This window comes from Peptoclostridium acidaminophilum DSM 3953, assembly GCF_000597865.1.
GTDB lineage: Bacteria > Bacillota > Clostridia > Peptostreptococcales > Peptostreptococcaceae > Peptoclostridium_A > Peptoclostridium_A acidaminophilum.
Genome location: NZ_CP007453.1, coordinates 33,454 through 54,190, shown reverse-complemented (window position 1 = coordinate 54,190; position 20,737 = coordinate 33,454). Strand labels below are relative to the sequence as shown.

Sequence of the window (20,737 nt, the reverse complement as noted above, 5' to 3'; positions counted from 1 at the left end):
TTCTCCATTCCTAAAGCTTGCTGCAATCTCTGTTCTGAGTGCCTCTTATAGTGGATATGCTGTTTACAATCCTTCTTGTCTCCTCGGCCTTGTTCATAGAGTATATGTGCACGCCTGGAACTCCCCACGCAAGCAGGTCTATTATCTGCGATGCGGCGTAAGCCATGCCCGCCTCCTTGAGAGCCTCGGGATTATGCTCGTATTTTTCAATGATTCTCAGGAACTTCTTGGGTACAGAGCAGCCTGTGAGGCTTACAATCTTGCTTACCTGCTTTAAGTTCATAACAGGCATTATTCCCGGCAAAATCGGAACGTCTACGCCCATGCTCCCGGCTTTTTCAACAAAACCGTAGAAGAGCTCATTGTCGAAGAAGAGCTGAGTTATTAGAAAATCAAGACCCTGGTCCACCTTCTCCCTCAGATGCACAATGTCGTCCCATGCATTCTTGCTCTCCTTGTGCTTTTCAGGATAGCAGGCGCCCCCTATGCAAAAACCGCCCCTTTCCTTTATGTGCTGCACAAGATCTCCGGAATGCGAATACATGCTGTCTGAAAAATCGACTGCACAACTTCCTTGAGGCACATCGCCCCTGAGGGCGAGTATGTTCCTGACCCCGTTGGCTTCAAGCTTGTCTAGTATGCCGTCTATTTCATCCCTTGTGGATGTAAGGCATGTGAGATGCGCCAGCGCCGGTATGTTGTGCTTTTGCTCGACCAGCGATGAAATCTCTACAGTAGTGTCCTTTGTGCTCCCCCCCGCCCCGTAGGTCACGCTTATGAAATCCGGATTCAGATCACTCAGGCTGTCTATAGTGTCGTATATTGTGTCCACCGGGTAGCCGGGCTTCGGTGGAAAAATCTCGAATGAAACTGTCGGTTGATTTGTTTTTATTTTTTCGCTTATCAGCATTTCTATTTCCCCCTTGTAACTTTCGTCTCTTTATATTTATATTTTTTGAATAAAAGTAAAAAAATAAAGCCCTTTCGACATTCGAAAGAGCTTTAGCGTCTGCTTTAATCTCATCTTCCGGCCGAAAACCGCTGGATTTGGCACCTTGCATTACTGCAGGTTGCCGGGCTTCACAGGGCCAGTCCCTCCGCCACTCTTGATAAGAATCCATATTCTGTTTAACTGTTATAAAAGATTATATTTGCATACAGCCCAATTGTCAACTAAATTGTCGGCAAATTGCAATATTTTTTGTAGCTTATGCCAGTATGCCATTTATCCTTCCGGCTAAATGCTACTCATGCTTATTGAAAAAACGCACGTAATCCTTGTTGTGCGTGTCTGCCACTACAAGCTCTTCGCCCGAAAATCCAAGCTCCCAAACATTCTTGCTCTCATCGCCCGTATTCTTGTAGTAGTAGATCCTCACGCCGTTCTCGTCAACCGGTATTCCAAACTCTGAAAGAATGCGGCCCACCTTCTGCACAATTAGCCTTTTGAAGCCCTCGCGCACCTGCGCTTTTCCAATCTCCAAATCGGCAGTGCTTTGTATTATCACAGCAAGCATGTGGTCCCTTTTGCCCTTCACGCCATATCCCCTCATCTGGACGTTGAAGCCCAGAATCACATTCTCGATGTCATGCAGGACATTTCCTTCGAATATTGCATACGGTATCTTCTCGATATGGAACTTCTCAAGCCCGTCTATTATTGTGCTCATGTCGTATCCGCCCATGATACAGCCGTTGCCAAAAATCTATAAAAATCTAAAGAAGATTCAAAAATCCAAGATTTTTGTTTAATTCCCCATTCATCCTGTCCCATTTTGCGGTGAAGCATGCTACTTTGGTTTGGTGTAACAGTCCAAGGGCTTAAATTCCCATACAACGAATGGTACATATCAGTAGTATCGTTTGGTGATTAGACTACTAATTCATATCTGCTAAGGTTAATGCTTGCATTGAGGTCTCTGTCTATTACAGAGCCGCATCCTTCACAGTTATATGTCCTCTCGGATAGTGAAAGCTTTGATTTTATATGACCACACTCGCTACAGGTCTTTGATGATGGATACCACTTGTCGGCTTCTACAAGCCCAATGCCGCCAAAGGCACATTTGTACTGAATTTGTCTTTTGAACTCATGCAGGCTCTGTTGAGCTATAGCCTTTGACAGATGCTTGTTTTTCATCATTCCCTTGATATTAAGGGTCTCCATAACAACCCTGCTTGGCTTGGTTTTCACTATCGCATTCGTTGTTTGGTGATTATGGTTGCTTCTGATGTTGGCTAACCGCCTATGCAAAAGCCTAATCTCCCTTTCGATTTTTATGATATTACAAGTTTTGACAAACTTAACTCCCTTCTTATTTTTTAGGTATTTGCGAGATACCCTACGCTGTAACCTGCATAGCCTTTTTTCAAGCTTTTTAACTGCTTTTGCCTTGTTGATGTTTTTGAATTTCATTCCATTTGAGCATATGGCTAGGTCTTTTATTCCCACATCTATGCCTATGCTTTCGCCAGTAAGCTTTTCTTTAGGCTGTTCCTTCTCTATGCCGACGGATATGAACCAATACTTGCCGTCGAAGCTCACCCTCGGATTTGAGTATTTTATGCCTATAGGGATTGAATTTTTCCTAATACTGACCCAACCAACTTTTTCAATCAAAACCGAAGATTCCTTGATTTTAAGTTTTTCATTGTCGTTATAGAAGGATAGTTTGGATTTTTTGCGGCTCTTGAATCTCGGCTTGCCAGAAAGCCCTTTGAAGAATTTCTTGTAGGCATCGCAAGCGTCTTTGACGGCTTGCTTGGCTACATTGTTTGACACTTCTTTCAGCCACGGCAGCTCGTCTTGCTTTAGCTTGGTTATTTCTTTTCGCAAATCATTGTCTGATATGAATTTGCCGCCGCTTGCGTAGTTTTCCTCTTGTCTTGCAAGTGTCCAGTTATAGACAAACCTTGCTGTTCCGACCGACTTCCATAATGTTTGTTCTTGCTCCTTTGTTGGATGGAGCCTAACCTTCACACCCATTATCATTTTCAAGCAACTCCTTAATCATTTTCTTCGCCTTGTGAGCCCTTTTGCCTTGAAGCTTACAACTAAAGACTGTGATTATCTGAACTAAATCTTCAACAAGTTCCTGCTCCTCGATCTTTTCGGTGTTGTCGATAATTTCGATAACAGTGCCATACTTAACGCACAAGCTTTCTATGAGTTCAAATCCGAATCTTAGCAGCCTGTCTTTGTATAGGATTACCACTTTTTCGACCTCGTAGTTGGTTATCATGTCTACAAGTTGATTTAGTCCTTTTCTGTTGTAGTTTATTCCGCTTCCGACATCTGAAATGACCGTGAATTGATAGCCTTTGGCAATCATATATGATTTGACATTTTCAATCTGTCGCTCCAAGTCATCCTTCTGATTGGGCGAACTGACCCTGCAATATCCAATTACTTGCTTAGGCTTAGCTTCTATTCCTTTAATGCCAAGAAAATGATTTAGTTGTTCTTGAGAATAATACCTTGTTCCACCTTCTGTAACATGATGGGGCATAAACGAACCTTTCTTGTGCCAATCCCTCAATGTTTGCGGTGTTTTTCCTATCAATGCAGCAAATTCACCTATTGCATAGTATTTCACTTACATCACCTCAACTATAATTATAGCGAGATGCATATAAAAAAGCAGTATATTTTTATAGATTTTTATAAATTCTTATCGACTGTTACTACCCCCCTTTTAATTCATATAGTTAATTGTTACCCAGAAAATAGCCGCCTATGCAAAGCTTCGTTTGGAAATGGATACCTATAAAATATTTCAATTGAATATCTTTAGCTTTTACACTTGAATTGTTCACATAAATGGGGTATATTGGTCATTGAGCCTACCATACCCAAATATGTAAATCTCCAAACAATATTTATGTGATTTATGTGTTAAATAAATACCAACACGCTCATCCGCATTATATTTTTATACAATTATCATATCTTCGGAGCCTTGAAATTGAAAACGCCAAAACAATCGAATGCATCTTGGTTAACGACAAAAAGCTTGATTCCACGCTATTTTTGTCATTTTTTTTGCTCGGAATCTCAAGTCCGCAGGCCGTGCTTTCCGGCTGCTGTACATATTGCATACTCCGCAGCCTTATAAAAATGCATTAATTTTTTCTGGAAATTTAACACGGCCTTTCGAAAAATTAACACAGCTTAACATGAGTCACATAGATTCACGGCCCATTACAATCGATAATATTAAACAAACAGGGAGGAATACACCATGCTAAACAATATCAAGATGAAAAACAAACTTCTTATCTTCGCATCAACAATGATCGCATTCATACTCACCGTAGGAGCGCTGGGGTATTTTTACATCGCCCAGGGAAGCAAGGACATGAGCAGCATGTTCAACGACAATCTGACACCGATAGTACACCTGGAAAACTCAAAGCTGCACGCCAAATCCATAGAGACGTCTATGCTCTCGCTGCTCTATAACTTCGACACTCTCTCTCCTTCGCAAGTAGATGAGAGTATAGACAATATACAGCTGTACAGCGAAAACCTCTCAAGCGATATGGCCCTATACGAAAAAAGCAGGCTTGATGACTTCGAGACCAAGACACTCTCAGAATTCAAGAAAGCAAGATCCGAGTACGTGGAATCACTAAACAAAGTTCTTGAGCTTGCAAAGGCAGGCGACAAAGCAGGAGCCGCAGATCTTTTCAGAGCTAAGAAGGAGCAACTAGCCAAGTACCAGGACTACCTCGAAGAGCTTACAAAATACAACGTCGAAGCCGCAGCCGACGTTGACAGGCAAAACGACATAGAAAGCGCCAACGCCGCCAAAATCACGGCGGCCGCCATAGCCCTTGCTCTTGTCTGCGCAGCCGCACTTACATACCTCATAACAATATCAATCACAAGACCGCTTACAGTAGCAAACCTACAGCTCAAGACCATAGCAGATGGGGATCTTAGCACATCAATCCCCGAAAAATACACCGCCTTCAAAGATGAGATAGGCGAAATGTCAAGATCCATAGAACACATGCAGGACTCCCTAAAAAATCTTTTGTCAAGTGTAAAATCTTCCTCCGACACCATTAAAGAATCTTCACAGACACTGCATACCATAACCACCGAATCCTCTGAAGCCATAAACTGCGTAGCCAATGCAATGGAGGAGGTTGCATCTGGTTCCATGACACAAGCTAAAAATTCGGACATAATAACAGGCATGGCTCATGAGCTTGGAAACAAGATAGCCCATGCGGACATACTCGCCTCTGATATGATCGAGCTATCCCAAAAGACTAGCGAACTCAGCCAAAAGGGTATGCAAATAGTTGGCATGCTCGACTCTAAAATGGCCGAAAACATGAAGGTATCCAAGGAAATAAATGTTGAAGTCAACGACATGTACAACTACCTCAAGACCATAGAGCAGACAGTAATTCTGATAGACAAGATAGCAAATCAGACAAATCTGCTCTCGCTCAATGCAAGCATCGAGGCAGCAAGAGCCGGAGAGATGGGCATGGGCTTTGCCATAGTAGCCGACGAGATAAGAAAGCTCTCCGAGGAGACTGAAAGAGCAGCCAAAGATATCAAAGAAATGGTAAGTACGATAGAAGACAAGGCACAATCCGTTGTGAGCACGATGGAGAATGTCGAAAGCATAGTGGTGCAGCAGGGCAATGCCGTAAGCAGCACTAAAGAAGTGTTCATCGACACTGCGGAGCTCATTGCCGCAGTCGTAGCCTCGGTAGAACAGGTAAAGGAACATACAAGGGACGTAAATGAAAACAAGGAACAAATAATAGTTGCCATCGACCAGATTTCATCACTAATACAGGAGACAACAGCCGCAACTCAAGAGACCTCAGCATCAATGGAGGAACAGGCCGCCGCAATGGAGGAGGTCGAAAACCACACAGGTGAACTGGGGTCAATAGCCCAGCTACTCCAGGAAGACGTGAACAAATTCAGGATGTAGTAAAGACGGCAGAAGCCGGCCAAAGGAGAAGCAAAATGAGATTCATCGCATCTTTTCTAATAATTCTGACGCTGCTTACAAGCAACATCTGCTCTGCCCAAACGCTTAGAGTTGGCACTTACGAGGACAAGCCCTTGGTTTTCAAGGGCGAAAAAGGCAAGCCGCAAGGCTTTGCAATAGACGTCCTTGAAGAAATAGCAAGGCAACAGGGCTTTGACGTTACATACAGCCACAGCAATTTCTCCGAGAGCATAAGCAGAATAAAAAGCGGAGAAATCGACATACTCGTGGATGTGATCCAGACGCCGGAGCGAGACAATTTCATGAACTTCACAAAAGAATCCCTTATGGAGAACTGGGGCATAGTGATAACAAAACCGCTCGATGACATAAACACAATATTCGCCCTGAGTGAAAAAAGAGTCGCCGTGCTCGAGGACGACATATACGGCGAAAATTTCATGGAACAGCTTGACATGTTCAAGGTGTCCGCCCATATAGTAAAGGCCGATTCCTACGAGCAGGTCATAAGCATGATAGAAAACGGCTCAGCCGACGCCGGAGTACTCAACAAGCTTGCAATAAGTCAACACAAAGCAGACCGCCCGGTAAGCTTCAAGGAGACTCCCGTAATATTCAGCCCGGTGCAGATGAAATATGGCTTTTCAAAAAATGTCGACAGCGAATTCATTGAACGGTTCGATTCTGCGCTTCTTGGCATGAAAAAATACCCCTTCTCCGAATTCTACGAAGCCTCCAGCAGATGGTTTCCAACCCAGGAGAGCAAGCAGCTTCCGTACTGGTCCAAAATATCCCTCTACTCGCTGCTTGGAGCCACACTCCTCTCCTGCGTTATGGCACTCATATTCAAGAGGAAATCATCAAGGGCCAGACGCGAGCTCGAGAGCACATACAGCGAGGTTGTAGAGCTAAACAGGAAACTGCAGAAGGACTGCAGCAAGATTAAGCAAAAAAACGAGCTCATAAAAAAGCTGGCCTACTACGACCAGATTACAGGGCTCAAAAACAAGCAATCACTCGACTACGACCTCGGAAAACTGTGCACTGCAGGCGAAGAATTCGCCGTAGCCTTTTTCAGCATAGACAACCTCAAGGGCATAAGCAGCGCACTCGGCCACAGAGGCCGAGACATGCTTGCAAAAAAAGTGTCAGAAAGGCTTAGCCTCGCGGCTCACAGGTATGACAGCATATACAGATGGGAGGGCACAGAGTTTGTGCTTATAGTTAAGGGGCCTGCCTCCTGCCGGAAGGGGGAGCTGCTTGCAAAAGAGACCATGTCACTTTTCAAAAGCTCCATGCAGATAAAGGGTAGTCCCGTGTTCGTGTCGGGCAGCATGGGCATTTCACGTTTTCCTGAGGATTCGAAAAATCCGGGCGAGCTAATAAAAAAAGCTGCCATGGCGCTCGAGCACGTGCAGCTCTCCGGCAGAAACGGCTACAGGTTCTATGACGAAAAACTCTCGAACAAGACAGCGCGCGATTTCCTGATGGAGACTAAGCTGCGCGAGGCCCTGCTTTCAGACGAATTGCAGGTCTACTACCAGCCGCGTGTAGACTCCTCCTCCGGAAGTATTGTAGGACTTGAAGCACTTGTAAGATGGTTTGACTGTGACGGCAAAAGCATCCGCCCCGACGAGTTCATACCGATAGCCGAAGATTCGGGACTCATAACAGGAGTGGGAGAGGTTGTGCTGCATAAGGCCTGTGCCCATGCCAAGCAGCTGTGCGACGCCGGGTATCCCCTGCCCGTTTCAGTCAACCTCTCGCCAAAACAGTTCGAAGACTCGGGGCTACTAAATATACTTGATGACGCTCTTTTCAACTCCGGTCTCGACCACTCGCTCCTGGAGCTCGAGATAACCGAAAATGCAGTGCTTGGAAATCTGGCCGAATCAATAAAGACTCTGGAGCTCATAAGAAGCCGAGGCATAAAGCTTTTGCTTGACGACTTCGGCACGGGCTACTCCTCGCTCAACTATCTGATGAGCCTGCCCCTGGACTTCCTGAAAATCGACAAGATTTTCATGGACAAGCTATTCCAGGATACAAAGCATGAGAACATAGTTGAATTCATAATAGTACTCGCCAAAAGCCTGGGACTCAAAATAATCGCAGAGGGCATAGAAGAACCCGAGCAGCTAGACTATCTAAAGAGAAAATGCTGCGACGAATACCAGGGGTACCTCTTCAGCAAGCCGCTTCCATTTGAAAGCCTGCTCGAGCTTGTTGGTGATAATTTTTCATAAAAAATTTCGAAATTTGCTTGACAAAAAAAATATAATCCCATATACTCGTTTCTAGGCAACAACAAAAACTTGATACAGCAATACCTTATCCAGAGAGGTGGAGGGACTGGCCCTATGAAACCCGGCAACCGGCACGAAGTGCGCGGTGCTAAATCCTGCAGCTGCGAATTGGCTGAAAGATGAGTTGTGAAGCATTCTCTAACCCTCTTTCTTCGAGGGTTTTTTTTATTGCCTCCTTCGCATCTGAAGGAGGCTTTTTTTATGCAGTATACTACATACTAGAAAGAGGTGGCTTACTTGATAGAAATAAAAAGGCTCAGCAAGGTCTACAAAAGCGACAAGGGCGAGTTCACCGCCATAAAAGACATCAGCCTGAAGATTGAAGACGGCGAGATATACGGCATAATAGGCCTCTCAGGCGCCGGCAAATCCTCGCTCCTTAGATGCATCAACATGCTCGAGCGACCAACAAGCGGCAGCGTCATAATAGACGGCGTCGACATGACAAAACTCAACGAAAAGGGCATAAGGGAAATGAGAAAAAAGATAGGCATCATATTCCAGCACTTCAACCTGCTGATGAACTCGACAGTTTACGACAACATCGCATTCCCGATGAAGCTCTCCGGCAAGAGCAAGGGCGACATAGATAGAAAGGTCAAGAGCCTGCTGGAGGTTGTAAACCTCACAGACAAGGCCGGCTCGTACCCTTCGCAGCTATCGGGCGGCGAAAAACAAAGAGTCGGCATAGCCAGGGCGCTCTCCAACGATCCGAGCATGCTTCTCTGCGACGAGGCCACTTCGGCGCTCGACCCGAGCACCACCGACTCAATACTCTCGCTGATAAAGGACATCAACGAGAAACTTGGAATAACAGTCGTCATAATAACCCACGAGATGGACGTTATAAAGAAGATATGCGGCAGAGTCGCAGTCCTCGAAAAAGGCACAATAGCAGAGGAAAACAGGACATTCGAGCTCATATCCTCGCCAAAGAGCGAGACAGCCAAAAGGTTCCTGCTCTCGGAGGACGAGGGAATCGATGAGATATTGAGCGAGCTTTCAAAAGGCGAAGTGCTTGCAAGGCTGAAGTACACAGTCGCAAGCGCGATTGAACCAGTCATATCCGACATGCTCCGCACTGCCGCGGTAACAGTCAACATACTCACCGGAAGCCTTGAAAAGATACAGGGACACACAATAGGCAGCCTGCTGATATCCTTGAAGGGGAATGCAGTCGATGTGAAATCTGCAATAGACTATCTGGTGCAAAGAGGAGTAAACGTGGAGGTGATAAGCGATGATAGAATTAGAAAGGCTGTTTAGCCTTATGGCGCCCTCGCTTGCCGAGACGCTCTACATGGTGTTCTTTTCAACACTGTTTTCTGCAATAGGAGGCTTCCTTCTGGGAGTGCTGCTCGTAATTACAGAAAAAGGCCACATAATGCCAATGCCAAAGCTCAATCAAGCGCTGGGGATCATAGTGAACATAACAAGGTCCCTTCCATTCATAATACTAATAATAGCCATATTCCCGCTCTCAAAATTTATCGTGGGCACAAGCATAGGCTCTACAGCGGCCATTGTACCGCTTTCGATAGCAGCCGCACCTTTTGCGGCCAGGGTAGTTGAGAGCTCACTCAAGGAGGTCAGCTGGGGTATAATCGAAGCCTCTATGGCCTTTGGGGCCACAAGGCTTCAGATAATAACAAGGGTTATGCTGCCTGAGGCGCTGCCTTCACTGATACTCGGGCTTACAATAACAATAATCAACATACTAGGCTACTCAGCTATGGCCGGAGCAATAGGCGGAGGCGGCATAGGCGACCTCGCAATAAGATACGGCTACCAGAGGTTCCAAACCGACGTGCTAATAGCCACAATACTGGTACTCATAGTAATAGTCCAGGCAATACAGGCCGGTGGAAATCTCCTGGCCTTGAAATTTGATAAAAGATAGAAAAACAAAAAACAAAATGGGAGGCAACAAAGATGAACAAAGTACTTAAACTAGCAACAGCACTACTACTAACAGGAGCACTACTAGTAGGATGCTCCCCAAAACAGGAAGCCGACAAATCGGCCTTGGCAGATTCAGCTGAAACAAAGACAATAGTTGTGGGCGCAACACCGCTGCCGCACTCCGAGCTTCTTGAATTCATAAAGCCTCAGCTTGAAAAGGAAGGCATAACGCTTGAAATCACAGAGTTCACAGACTACAACACTCCTAACCTCGCACTTGCAGACGGCGCGCTGGACGCCAACTTCTTCCAGCACGTGCCTTACATGGAGGAATTCGCAGCCAAGAACAACCTTGAGATAGTTTCGGCAGGCAAGGTGCACGTTGAGCCTATGGGCGTATATTCAAAGAAGATAGCTAGCGCCGACGAAATAGCAAACGGAGCCAAGGTGGCAGTACCTAACGACCCTACAAACGAAGGCAGAGCGCTTCTGCTGCTGCAATCTAATGGCCTTATAAAGCTTAAGGATGCCGCCGCGCTTGACCAGACACCAAAGGACATAGTCGAAAATCCAAAGAACCTTGAATTCACAGAGCTTGAAGCTGCCCAGCTTCCAAGAGTTCTCGATGACGTTGACTTCGCGGTTATAAACACAAACTACGCTCTTGAAGGCGGACTCAACCCTGTAAAAGACGCGCTCTTCGCCGAGGGAGAAGACTCGCCTTACGCCAACATAGTTACAGTAAGAAAAGGCGATGAGAAGAGACCTGAAATCGTTAAGCTTATAGAAGTTCTCAACTCTCCTGAAGTGAAGCAGTTCATAGAGGAAAAATACGAGGGCTCAATAATACCTGCATTCTAAGCAGAGTCAATATTGCAAATGCCAGTTTCAAGACAGCAAACTACTCAAAAGCGAATCCGTTGGATTCGCTTTTTTAATGCCAATATTGCCAGTTCCAATCATACTAGATTGCAATTTCAAGAATTGCAGAAATATTCGGCTGCACTTTGGTTCCAACTCCAACCTTGGCATTGTACATTGTTACCATTGGATATACCCTGAAGCCTTTTCGTTTTACAGGTAATATGCATTATCTTATTCCCTATAGTTGATTTTTCGGAATATTCTACCGGCATAATTGTTATATATATACACTTCGAGTAAATATGTAATCATTCCACCTATAAACCGCGTCTATATTCACATACTTTTTATTTGTTAAATTTTTATTGATCTCGCCAAATTCTTCTTGATTTTAGGCCAAAACTAGGGTATATTTGTTTTGTAGTACTATTGTCTTACAAAAAACACATTAATTGGCTCAAATGGGTTTTCAATGCCTTTGCATATTAATGCGGTCCGGCATGAAATACTCTATTCATACAACTCAAGAATCTGACATCATAGTGAAATGACATTACAGCTTTTGTTTAGGCTCGCTTGTCATTTTTTGTTTTTTTAAGAACCTTTTTCGAGGACAATGTATATTGTATGCCGTATATTAAAAGCGCTCGTCCTGCCGGATTGATACCTATTAATGCGGCCGTAAACTATATTTTCCAAAATCAATTATTAAAATGGGGGATTTGTATGCTAAACAATTTCAAGATGAAAAACAAACTTATCATCTTCTCAGCAGCAATGATAGCGTTCATACTTATCGTAGGCGCAACAGGGTATTTCTACAACTCAAAGGCATGCAGCGACATGAGCAGCATGTTCAACGACAGGCTAAAGCCAATAGTCAACTTGGAAAACTCCAAGATGTGTGCAAAGTCGGTGGAATCAGATATGCTGCTGCTCCTTGCAAACCTCGACACTCTTTCGGATTCCCAAAGGAGCAAAATGCTGGACAACATTTCTGCCTACAGCGAAAAGCTCTCAAGCGAAATTTCGCAGTATGAAAAAAGCAGGCTTGACGAATTCGAAGTCCAAACGCTAGGCCGCTTCAAAAGCCTGAGGGAAGACTACTCCCCCACTCACAAGAAGATACTTGAGCTTGCAAAGGCGGGAAATAGAGATGAAGCGCTATCTCTCTTCATGTCTACAAAAGGCCAGCTCGACGAATATCAGGACTATCTTGACAAGCTTGCAGACTACAACGTGGAAGCCGCCAACGCAGTAAACAGGCAAAACGACTTGGATAGCGCCAGTGTAACGAGAAACATAATAGCAGCCATAGCGCTTGCACTGCTTTGCGCCACTGCGCTTACATACTTCATAACAACATCAATAACAAAGCCTCTTTCAGCCGCCAACAGCCAGCTGAAGACAATAGCAAACGGCGATCTGACAGGATGCATACCGGAGAAATACACGTGCTTTAAAGATGAGATAGGCCAGATATCAAATTCAATCATGCAGATGCAGGCTTCACTCAAAAGCCTCATATCCAGCGTAAAGCATTCGGCGGACACGATTAGTGGCTCTTCCCAGACTCTGCTAACCATAACCAGGGAATCCTCAGAAGCCATCGGCTGCGTTGCACAGGCTGTTGAGGAGGTTGCAGCCGCTTCTATGGATCAGGCCAAGAATTCCGAGGTCATCACTGGAATGGCGCATGCACTTGGCGACAAAATATTTGAAACAGACAACCTGGCTTCAAGCATGCTCGAGCTTTCCCACAGAACAAGCGAGCTGAGCCAGAACGGAATAGAAATCATAGACAACCTGGACTCAAACATGGCTGAAAACATAAAGATTTCCAAAGAGGTAAACACAGAAGTCCACGACATGTACAACCACCTTAGAAACATCGAGCAGACCGTGATACTAATCAACAAGATAGCCAACCAGACAAACCTTCTGGCCCTCAACGCAAGCATAGAGGCTGCAAGAGCCGGGGAGATGGGGCTAGGCTTTGCAATAGTCGCAGAGGAGATACGAAAGCTATCTGAAGAAACGGAAAAAGCCGCCAAGGACATCAACGAAATGGTCAACACAATCGAAGGCAAGGCCCAGTCTGTTGTAATCACCATGGGCGATGTCGAAAGCATAGTAAGACAGCAAGGCGACGCAGTGAGCAAGACAAAGGACGTATTCAACAACACTTCAAAACTTATTGGCATGGTCTCATCGTCTGTGGAGAAAGTCAAGGAGCATACCAAAGATGTTAACCAGAGCAAGGAAAACATAGTTATTTCCATAGACCAGATATCGTCGCTCATACAGGAAACAACAGCATCGACAGAAGAGACGTCAGCCTCTATGGAAGAGCAGGCGGCGGCGATCGTTGAGATTGAAAACAACACAGAGATGCTGAGCAGCATATCTCAAAAGCTTCATTCTGATATAAACAAATTCAAAATATGATTCGAGGATAATAATATGCGATTTATCACATGTATTTTAATAGCTTTTTCTATGCTTTCAAGCAACATCTGCTATGCCTCAAATCTCAGGGTAGGCATATACGAGGACAAGCCCTTCGCTTTCATGGGCGATGACGGAAGGCCTCAGGGCTTTGCAATAGACGTGCTCGAGGAAGTGGCGCAGCAACAGAATTTCGACATCGAGTACGTCCACGACAGCTTTCCCCGCAACATGGAAAAACTGAAAAACGGCGAGCTGGACATGCTGGTCGATGTAAGCCAGACAAGCAGCCGGGACGCCTTCATGAACTTCACAAACGAGTTCCTCATGGAAAACTGGGGAATAGTAATATCAAGGCCGCTTGGAAATATAGGCACGATATTCGACCTTGAAGACAAAAAGATAGCCTTGGTAAAGAATGACATATACGGCGAGAATTTCAGAAAGCAGCTTAAGCTCTTCAGCGTTTCCGCCCATATAATCCAAGTGGACACCTATGATGAAATACTTGAGATGCTCTCAGACGGCTCCGCGGATGCGGGAGTCCTCAACAAGCTGGCCATAAGCCACTACAAGTTGAAAAACATAGCCAGCTTCAGAGAGACGCCCGTAATATTTTCTCCCGTGCAGATGAAATTCGGATTTTCAAAAAACATCGGCAGAGACTTCATAGAAAACTTTGACAGCACACTCTACGAAATGAAAAGCAATCCCTACTCTGCCTTCTACAAGTCTGCAAACACATGGTTCATGCCAGAAAAAGGCAAACAGCTGCCTTACTGGTCAAAAGTAGTCATATACTCCCTGCTTGGAGTCGCACTGCTTGCAGGACTGTTTATAGCAATACTCCGAAAAAAAGTATCCAGAACCAGGACAAAGCTCGAAAGCTCCTGCAACGAGGTTATGGAACTCAATATTAAGCTCCAGCATGACTGCGAGGAGATAAAGCAGAAAAAGGAACTTTTAAAAAAGCTTGCATATTACGACAAGCTGACAGGGCTCAGGAACAAGCAAGGATTATACTCGGATATCAGGATGCTCTGCAAGCATAGCGGAGAATTCAGCATAGCTTTTTTCGACATAGACAATCTAAAGGGCATAAACAATGCGCTCGGCTACAAGAGCGGCGATGCCCTGCTTAAGAGCATCTCACAAAGGCTTAGCCTGCTCTCTCACAGGTTCGACAGTCTCTACAAGTGGGGCGGGGACGAATTCGTATTCATAGTGGAAGGAGCGTCCTGCCGCAAGAAGGCCGAGCTGCTAGCTAAAGAGACCCTGTCCATTTTCAAAAATTCATTGTCAGTAGAGGGCACGCCTGTATTCGTTTCGGGCTGCATGGGCATATCATGCTTCCCAAAGGATTCAGGCAACCCGGACGAGCTTATCAAGAAAGCTACTCTGGCCCTCAACCATGCAAAAGAGGGCGCGAGAAACAGCTACGCATTCTATGAAGACAGCCTTGCAGGACAGGCCGCCGAAAGCTTCCTCATGGAGACGCGGCTGCGCGAGGCTCTGCTCTCTGACGAATTTGAGGTGAACTACCAGCCCCGCGTAGAACCTGCCACAGGCAAAATAGTAGGACTTGAAGCACTCATAAGATGGCGTGACGCAGATGGCATGCCCGTGCGTCCGGATATGTTCATTCCACTGGCCGAGGAGTCCGGCCTTATAACAAGCATAGGCGAAGTTGTGCTTCAAAAAGCCTGCATGCATGCCCAGAATCTATGCAAAATAGGCCATGCTCTGCCAGTTTCAGTCAACCTGTCGCCAAAGCAGTTTGAGGATTCAAACCTTATTAAGATTCTCGACGATGCCATTGCACGCTCAGGCCTGGAGCCATCGCTTCTTGAGCTTGAAATAACCGAAAACGCCATTCTAGACAGCCTTGAGGATTCCATAAAGACGATGGAGCTCATACGCAGCCGCGGCATAAAGCTCCTGCTCGACGACTTCGGCACAGGCTATTCCTCGCTCAACTACCTTATGAGCCTGCCAATAGACTTCCTGAAAATCGATAAGATATTCATGGACAGGCTGTTTGACGACTCAAAGCACGAAAGCATTGTTGAATTCATAATCGTGCTCGCCAAAAGCCTGGGACTCAAAATAATAGCGGAAGGAATAGAAATGCCCGAACAGCTGGACTACCTCAAATCTAAAAACTGCGACGAATACCAGGGATTCATCTTCAGCAAGCCTGTGCCATACGAAAGCCTGCTGGAGCTGCTTGAATAACCCATTAAAACCAAATAAAAAAGCGAGTCCGCCGGATATAATCCGGCGGACTCGCTTTTTGACTAAGTTTTGGAGTGTGTAAAATAAAGTGTGTATCTTCCTTGGAATTGATATAATCAAACTATCATTCAAGGAGGTATGCACTTTTTATATGGGGATTTTAAGTAAAGATCAAATAAGACAAATGATAAAGCATTACGGAATCAAGGATGCAAAGGACATCCATGAGGCTCTTAAGGACATGTTTTCAGAAACAATCCAGGAGATGCTTGAGGCTGAACTTGATGAGCACCTTGGATATTCAAAATATGACTATAAAAACAAGGAAACGACTAATAGCCGAAACGGCAAAAGAAGCAAGAAGATACTATCAGACCTTGGGGAGTTTGAAATCGAGGTGCCAAGAGATAGGGACGGTGATTTTGAGCCTGTGGTTGTAAAAAATCATCAAAGAAGCGTATCAGGAATAGAAGACCAAGTAATAGGAATGTATGCAAAGGGCATGACAACAAGAGACATAGCAGCTCAGCTAGAAAAGATATACGGGATAGATGCTTCTCCCACACTAATATCAAAGATAACAGATAAGATCCTTCCACTTGCTCAAGAATGGCAAAATCGGCCGCTAGAGCCGATTTATCCGATTATATTTATGGACGCGATACACTATAAAGTCAGGCAGGATGGCAAGGTTATCTGCAAGGCCGCATACGCAGTAATAGGAGTCAACATCGAGGGCAAAAAGGATGTACTTGGCCTTTGGATAGGGGAAAACGAGACAGCCAAGTACTGGCTGCAGGTTCTAAACGACTTGAAAAACAGGGGCGTAAAAGACATCCTTATAGCATCAATAGATGGGCTAAACGGCTTCTCTGATGCGATAAGAGCGGTTTTTCCAAACACGGACATACAAAGATGCATAGTCCATCAGATAAGAAACTCGCTAAGCTATGTATCATACAAGGACAGAAAAGCCTTCGCAAAAGAGCTCAAGGAAGTGTACTCGGCCATAAACGAGCAAACAGCCCTAATAGAGCTTGAAAAGCTCGAAGAAAAATGGGGTGAAAAATACTATATAAGCCTAAAATCATGGAGAAACAACTGGGATGAGCTTTCGGCTTATTTCAAGTATCCTGATGAAATCAGAAAAATAATCTACACGACAAACTCCATGGAGAGCTACAACAGGCAGCTTAGAAAAGTGACCAAAAGCAAGAGTATATTCCCAAGCGATGATTCTCTATTCAAGAGCCTGTACCTTGCAACGGCTGATATCACGCAGAAATGGTGTACAAAACTGCGAGACTGGCACCTGATTCTGGCCCAGTTAAGCATATATTTTGAAGACAGGATTAACCCGTATTTGTAAAAAAAAAGACCATTAAATGTTGGCACTCTAGTTATTTTCACCAAATGGAAAAATATTTAATTTAAGTAATAAAAAGCCTGGAAGGCTCATATTTAAAAGCTTTCCAGGCAACCAACCAATAAAACAATATATCTTTTTTAAGGAATCATACACATAATTATTGACAGACTCAAGTTTTGAGAAGATTTATGTATGAAGTGAGAGCACTTGAAACTTCAAACTATATTGACTTATTCCCCAGCCCTGTATTCCGGCTGTTCTAGTGAACAGTCATAGGATCAATTTCTACTTCGACACCGCCTATTACGTAGGTAGTATATTCAAACTCAACCGTATATCCTTCCTCTGCAGCCTTTTCAGCTGTTTCTTGTGCTATACCGTTTGTTTCCGCTATAAGCTCTGCAATTATTATTGCTAAGGCTTCTTTGTCTGCATCTTCAGCATCATCCTGAGCCCTGTCAACGCAGTCAACTATCCTGTCGTTGGCGTCGTAGACCATGTCGATAATATCACTAGATGACATCTGAGCAAACGACATAGGAGTCGACATGGATACAAAAATTACGAATGCAAGCAAAGCATTTAAAAACCTCTTCATTAAAAAGCCCCCTTGTAATTTGTTATTATTGCCCGCCCAAGCCTTCATTCTCCTCGAGCACCTTCTCAAGTGCACTCACTACATCCTCATCGTAATGTTTTCCAACAAGGGCCTTAAGCTCGGCTATCGCCTGGGTACCCGAAAACCCCTTCTTGTACGGCCTGTCTGTAGTCATGGCGTCAAAAGTGTCTGCCACGGCTATTATCCTGCTTTCAAGCATTATGTCATCGCCCTTTACTCCGCACGGGTACCCCGAGCCGTCGAGCCTTTCATGGTGCTGAATGATGAATACTCCTACGTGTTCGAGGAAAGTCCCCTCCACAAGCTGCTTTCCGTAGAGCGGATGCTGCTTTATCTGCTCCATCTCCTCGTCTGTAAGCCTTCCCTGCTTGTTTAGAACCTCGTCTGGTATGTAAATCTTGCCGATGTCGTGGAAAATGGCCGCATCAAGCAAAGCCTCCATCCTGTCCTTTGGAAGGCCAAGCTTTTTGGCTATGGCAACCGAGTACTCCTGGACCCTCTTGCCGTGATTGTGGGTGTAGACGTCCTTCTCCTCGACGCGCTTTAGTATGTCCATAAACTCGCTTATTTTCCTGGCCTCGAGCTTGAATGACGGCTGCGTGCACACGCATATGTGCTCCACCTCGGTAATCGTTTTCAGATGGGCTATCTCCCTGAGTCCATACGTGTATATGAAGTCGCCCTCATTTATGATGCGTTCGCCTTCTTCGCTCTCCCACAGCAGTGACCCCTTGAGTATGTAGAAAAACTCAAACGTGCCCTCTTCTCCCGGAGATATGCTCACTATCCTGTCAGGGGCGATCTTCTGATGCATCACCTCTGTCCCGCCCGCCCGGGCAAGCAGGCTAAGCTCAGTCAGATCGCGCTTTATCTGCTCCACGTATTCGCCTTTTTTCTTGACATGGAATCCTTCCACTCAGTACCTCCTGTTTCGTAACCAATAGGATGTATACAGCTGCATATTTTTCGATATATCCTATATATTACAGCAAAACTAAACTTCTATGCTATAGTGCAAGTGTACTAAAGAGCCCTCCAGAGTCTCGCTCTTTTGGAGCCTCAGCTTGGCGTTGCTCCTAAGATCCAGTTCCTCGAAAAGCCTCGGATTCCCCTTCATTGCAAGATAAGGCTGAATCACAAGGCTGATCTCGTCAACAAGGCCGTGCTCTATCAGCGCTCCGTTTAGCGTCGGACCTGTGTCTGTCAGCACAGTTTCAACCTCAAAGCGCCTGTTGAGCTCCTCTAGAGCCTGCGCGTAGTCGACCCGCTTTTCGCCTGCAACGATGTAGTCGTAGTTCCTGCTGTGAAGGTAGTCTATGTAGTTGTCGGATGTCGTCCTTGATATCATAACTATCACGTCGCGGCAATGCTCGAATTTCCTGAAAACGTGCAAAAGGCCGTGCAGCTTGCCCAGGCTGTCTGATATGACAAAGTACGGCAGCCCCTTTTCAAAAGCCTTCGCAGGCTTCTTGTGGTCTTCTGCCTCCTCCTTTGCTGCTTCGCCCATGTAAGTTTCAATGCCTGTCTTGGCCGTTATCCAGCCTATTAGGTGGGCGTCAGGCCTGAATGAGCCCGCAACGGCATAGTGCGCCGCAATGTCTATGTCAAATCCCGTCACACTGCCGTCAATGCTCACCGAGTTGTGCATAATAACCCTGGGTTTCATAATTACATCCAGCTCCTTCCAGCTTGTGAAGACTGTAGTTTTTTTATGATTTTTCTACTCTCAAGGGTTATCTACCCATTGTTTTGTTACAAAACCTTTACATTGTCCGGTATCAGTTAAAATAAGCTTGCAGTCCTATAAAAAAAGAAGGCCCTTGGAATCACAAGGCCTTCTGAATCAATATGTCCATTGTAAGAGCCGGCATTTGCCTGCCGGCGTAACGCTTCTTACTTTGCAATTGAGCTGAGCAGCTCCCATATGCGAGGCGCCTTCTTCCTTATGTTGACAACCCTGAACTTACTGTCGACGAAGGGATGCACAGTCCTGCCCCTTGCTGCTATGTCTCCGCTTTCTTTCTTTATTATGACGTAGCTGAACACGGCCTTGGCTCCTGTGAGCTCTTCAAGCCTGGTTATCAGCGTGAATTCCTCCTCGTAAACGAGACCTCTTATGTAGCTGCAGCTGCTCTCAGTCAGCGGCAACATTATGCCCTCTTTCTCCATCTGGGAATAGCTCATGCCGCATTTTTTTATTAGCTCCGTCCTTCCAACCTCGAACCACACGTAGTAAACCGAGTGGTGGGCCACCCCCATCACATCAGTCTCGGCGTAGCGCACCGACATTTCTATGCTGTCTGTGAACATTATCTTTTCTCTCCTTCTGATATAGCTTCATCTGCGATTATTTTACCATGTAGATGTATTCAGCGTTCCTCTTCCTTACGTCTCCCATGGTCGAAGAGTCCCCGTGCCCGGGATTTATCACAGTCGAATCGGGCCACTTGGACGCCTTGTTCAAAAGGCTCTTTTTCATAGAATCCTCGCTTCCCCCCTCGAGGTCCATCCTGCCTATATCGTCGCTAAATATCGTATCGCCTGTGAATATAATGTCCTGATCAACGACCTTGAGGCATATTCCTCCTTGAGTATGGCCTGGAGTGTGTATAACCTGCAAGGCAAAGCCTTCTACCGCGATCGTGTCCCCGTCAGACAGCGCCAAGTCTACTGAAATTGAAACAGGCTTTCCGTTGCTGTAGGCTGAGTGGTTTATCTGCGGATCTGCAAGTCCCTTAACCTCCTTCTTGTGGGCGTATACAGGCGCCTCGTACTTCTTCTTTAAGCCGCTTACGGCGCCTATGTGGTCGTAGTGGCAGTGCGTCAGCACAATACCTTTTAACTTCAGAAAATTTCTGTCGATAAAATCGGTCATCTTCCTCAACTCACAGCCTGGGTCAATCACGAGTGCCTCGTGGCTCATCTCGTCGTATACTATGTATGCGTTGGTCTCGAGCATTCCAACTACAAATCTTTTTATTTTCATGGCTACCTCTCTAATCAGTCAAAA

General features: G+C 45.4%; 17 protein-coding genes and 2 riboswitches. Of the genes, 8 read left to right on the top strand and 9 right to left on the bottom strand.

The window, feature by feature from the left end:
• Positions 1–10: 10 nt before the first annotated feature.
• From metF to EAL2_RS11155, 4 genes are all read right to left on the bottom strand, one after another.
• Positions 11–910, bottom strand: a complete 900-nt coding sequence (gene metF, locus EAL2_RS11170; RefSeq protein WP_025436471.1) for a methylenetetrahydrofolate reductase [NAD(P)H] — start codon at positions 908–910, stop codon at positions 11–13.
• A gap of 107 nt (positions 911–1,017) precedes the next feature.
• A riboswitch (SAM riboswitch) is annotated at positions 1,018–1,116 on the bottom strand.
• 128 nt (positions 1,117–1,244) lie between these two features.
• A complete protein-coding gene (locus tag EAL2_RS11165; protein WP_025436470.1) occupies positions 1,245–1,670 on the bottom strand; it encodes a hypothetical protein in 426 nt (141 codons plus the stop codon).
• Positions 1,671–1,870: 200 nt separating this feature from the next.
• Positions 1,871–2,992 carry an RNA-guided endonuclease InsQ/TnpB family protein gene (locus EAL2_RS11160; RefSeq protein WP_025436469.1) on the bottom strand — a complete coding sequence of 374 codons (1,122 nt, stop codon included), beginning with the start codon at positions 2,990–2,992 and terminating at the stop codon, positions 1,871–1,873.
• A complete protein-coding gene (locus tag EAL2_RS11155) occupies positions 2,970–3,596 on the bottom strand; it encodes an IS607 family transposase (protein ID WP_025436468.1) in 627 nt (208 codons plus the stop codon). The genes EAL2_RS11160 and EAL2_RS11155 overlap by 23 nt, the downstream gene beginning before the upstream one ends.
• Positions 3,597–4,241: 645 nt before the next feature.
• Between EAL2_RS11155 and EAL2_RS11150 the strand changes: the two genes are divergently transcribed.
• The 8 genes from EAL2_RS11150 (at position 4,242) to EAL2_RS11115 (ending at position 17,108) form a co-directional block, all read left to right on the top strand.
• Entirely contained in the window at positions 4,242–5,963 is a 1,722-nt protein-coding gene (locus EAL2_RS11150) for a methyl-accepting chemotaxis protein (RefSeq protein ID WP_025436467.1), read from the top strand.
• A 35-nt stretch (positions 5,964–5,998) separates the two neighbouring features.
• Positions 5,999–8,230, top strand: coding sequence for an EAL domain-containing protein (locus EAL2_RS14905; RefSeq protein ID WP_025436466.1), 2,232 nt, complete (start codon positions 5,999–6,001; stop codon positions 8,228–8,230).
• Between the two features lie 82 nt (positions 8,231–8,312).
• Positions 8,313–8,416: riboswitch (SAM riboswitch) on the top strand.
• A 111-nt stretch (positions 8,417–8,527) separates the two neighbouring features.
• Positions 8,528–9,556, top strand: coding sequence for a methionine ABC transporter ATP-binding protein (locus tag EAL2_RS11140; RefSeq protein ID WP_025436465.1), 1,029 nt, complete (start codon positions 8,528–8,530; stop codon positions 9,554–9,556).
• Entirely contained in the window at positions 9,531–10,190 is a 660-nt protein-coding gene (locus EAL2_RS11135) for a methionine ABC transporter permease (RefSeq protein ID WP_025436464.1), read from the top strand. The genes EAL2_RS11140 and EAL2_RS11135 overlap by 26 nt, the downstream gene beginning before the upstream one ends.
• A gap of 32 nt (positions 10,191–10,222) precedes the next feature.
• The gene (locus tag EAL2_RS11130; RefSeq protein ID WP_025436463.1) at positions 10,223–11,053 is read left to right on the top strand and encodes a MetQ/NlpA family ABC transporter substrate-binding protein; all 831 of its coding nucleotides are present in this window, start codon (positions 10,223–10,225) and stop codon (positions 11,051–11,053) included.
• A gap of 630 nt (positions 11,054–11,683) precedes the next feature.
• Entirely contained in the window at positions 11,684–13,504 is a 1,821-nt protein-coding gene (locus EAL2_RS11125) for a HAMP domain-containing methyl-accepting chemotaxis protein (protein WP_084481229.1), read from the top strand.
• Positions 13,505–13,555: 51 nt separating this feature from the next.
• On the top strand, positions 13,556–15,739 hold the full coding sequence (locus tag EAL2_RS14900) for an EAL domain-containing protein (protein ID WP_158408933.1): 2,184 nt from the start codon (positions 13,556–13,558) through the stop codon (positions 15,737–15,739).
• A gap of 151 nt (positions 15,740–15,890) precedes the next feature.
• Positions 15,891–17,108 (top strand): IS256 family transposase, encoded by a 1,218-nt coding sequence (locus tag EAL2_RS11115; RefSeq protein WP_025434602.1) that lies wholly within the window; start codon positions 15,891–15,893, stop codon positions 17,106–17,108.
• Between the two features lie 259 nt (positions 17,109–17,367).
• On the opposite strand, the gene EAL2_RS11110 is transcribed toward EAL2_RS11115, so the two are convergent.
• The 5 genes from EAL2_RS11110 to EAL2_RS11090 form a co-directional block, all read right to left on the bottom strand.
• Entirely contained in the window at positions 17,368–17,706 is a 339-nt protein-coding gene (locus EAL2_RS11110) for a hypothetical protein (RefSeq protein WP_025436460.1), read from the bottom strand.
• Between the two features lie 25 nt (positions 17,707–17,731).
• Positions 17,732–18,643, bottom strand: a complete 912-nt coding sequence (locus tag EAL2_RS11105) for an HD-GYP domain-containing protein (protein WP_025436459.1) — start codon at positions 18,641–18,643, stop codon at positions 17,732–17,734.
• A 78-nt stretch (positions 18,644–18,721) separates the two neighbouring features.
• Positions 18,722–19,393, bottom strand: coding sequence for a dihydrofolate reductase family protein (locus EAL2_RS11100; RefSeq protein ID WP_025436458.1), 672 nt, complete (start codon positions 19,391–19,393; stop codon positions 18,722–18,724).
• A gap of 227 nt (positions 19,394–19,620) precedes the next feature.
• The gene (locus EAL2_RS11095; RefSeq protein WP_025436457.1) at positions 19,621–20,037 is read right to left on the bottom strand and encodes an acyl-CoA thioesterase; all 417 of its coding nucleotides are present in this window, start codon (positions 20,035–20,037) and stop codon (positions 19,621–19,623) included.
• A gap of 37 nt (positions 20,038–20,074) precedes the next feature.
• Positions 20,075–20,713 (bottom strand): MBL fold metallo-hydrolase, encoded by a 639-nt coding sequence (locus EAL2_RS11090; RefSeq protein WP_025436456.1) that lies wholly within the window; start codon positions 20,711–20,713, stop codon positions 20,075–20,077.
• Positions 20,714–20,737 lie beyond the last annotated feature (24 nt).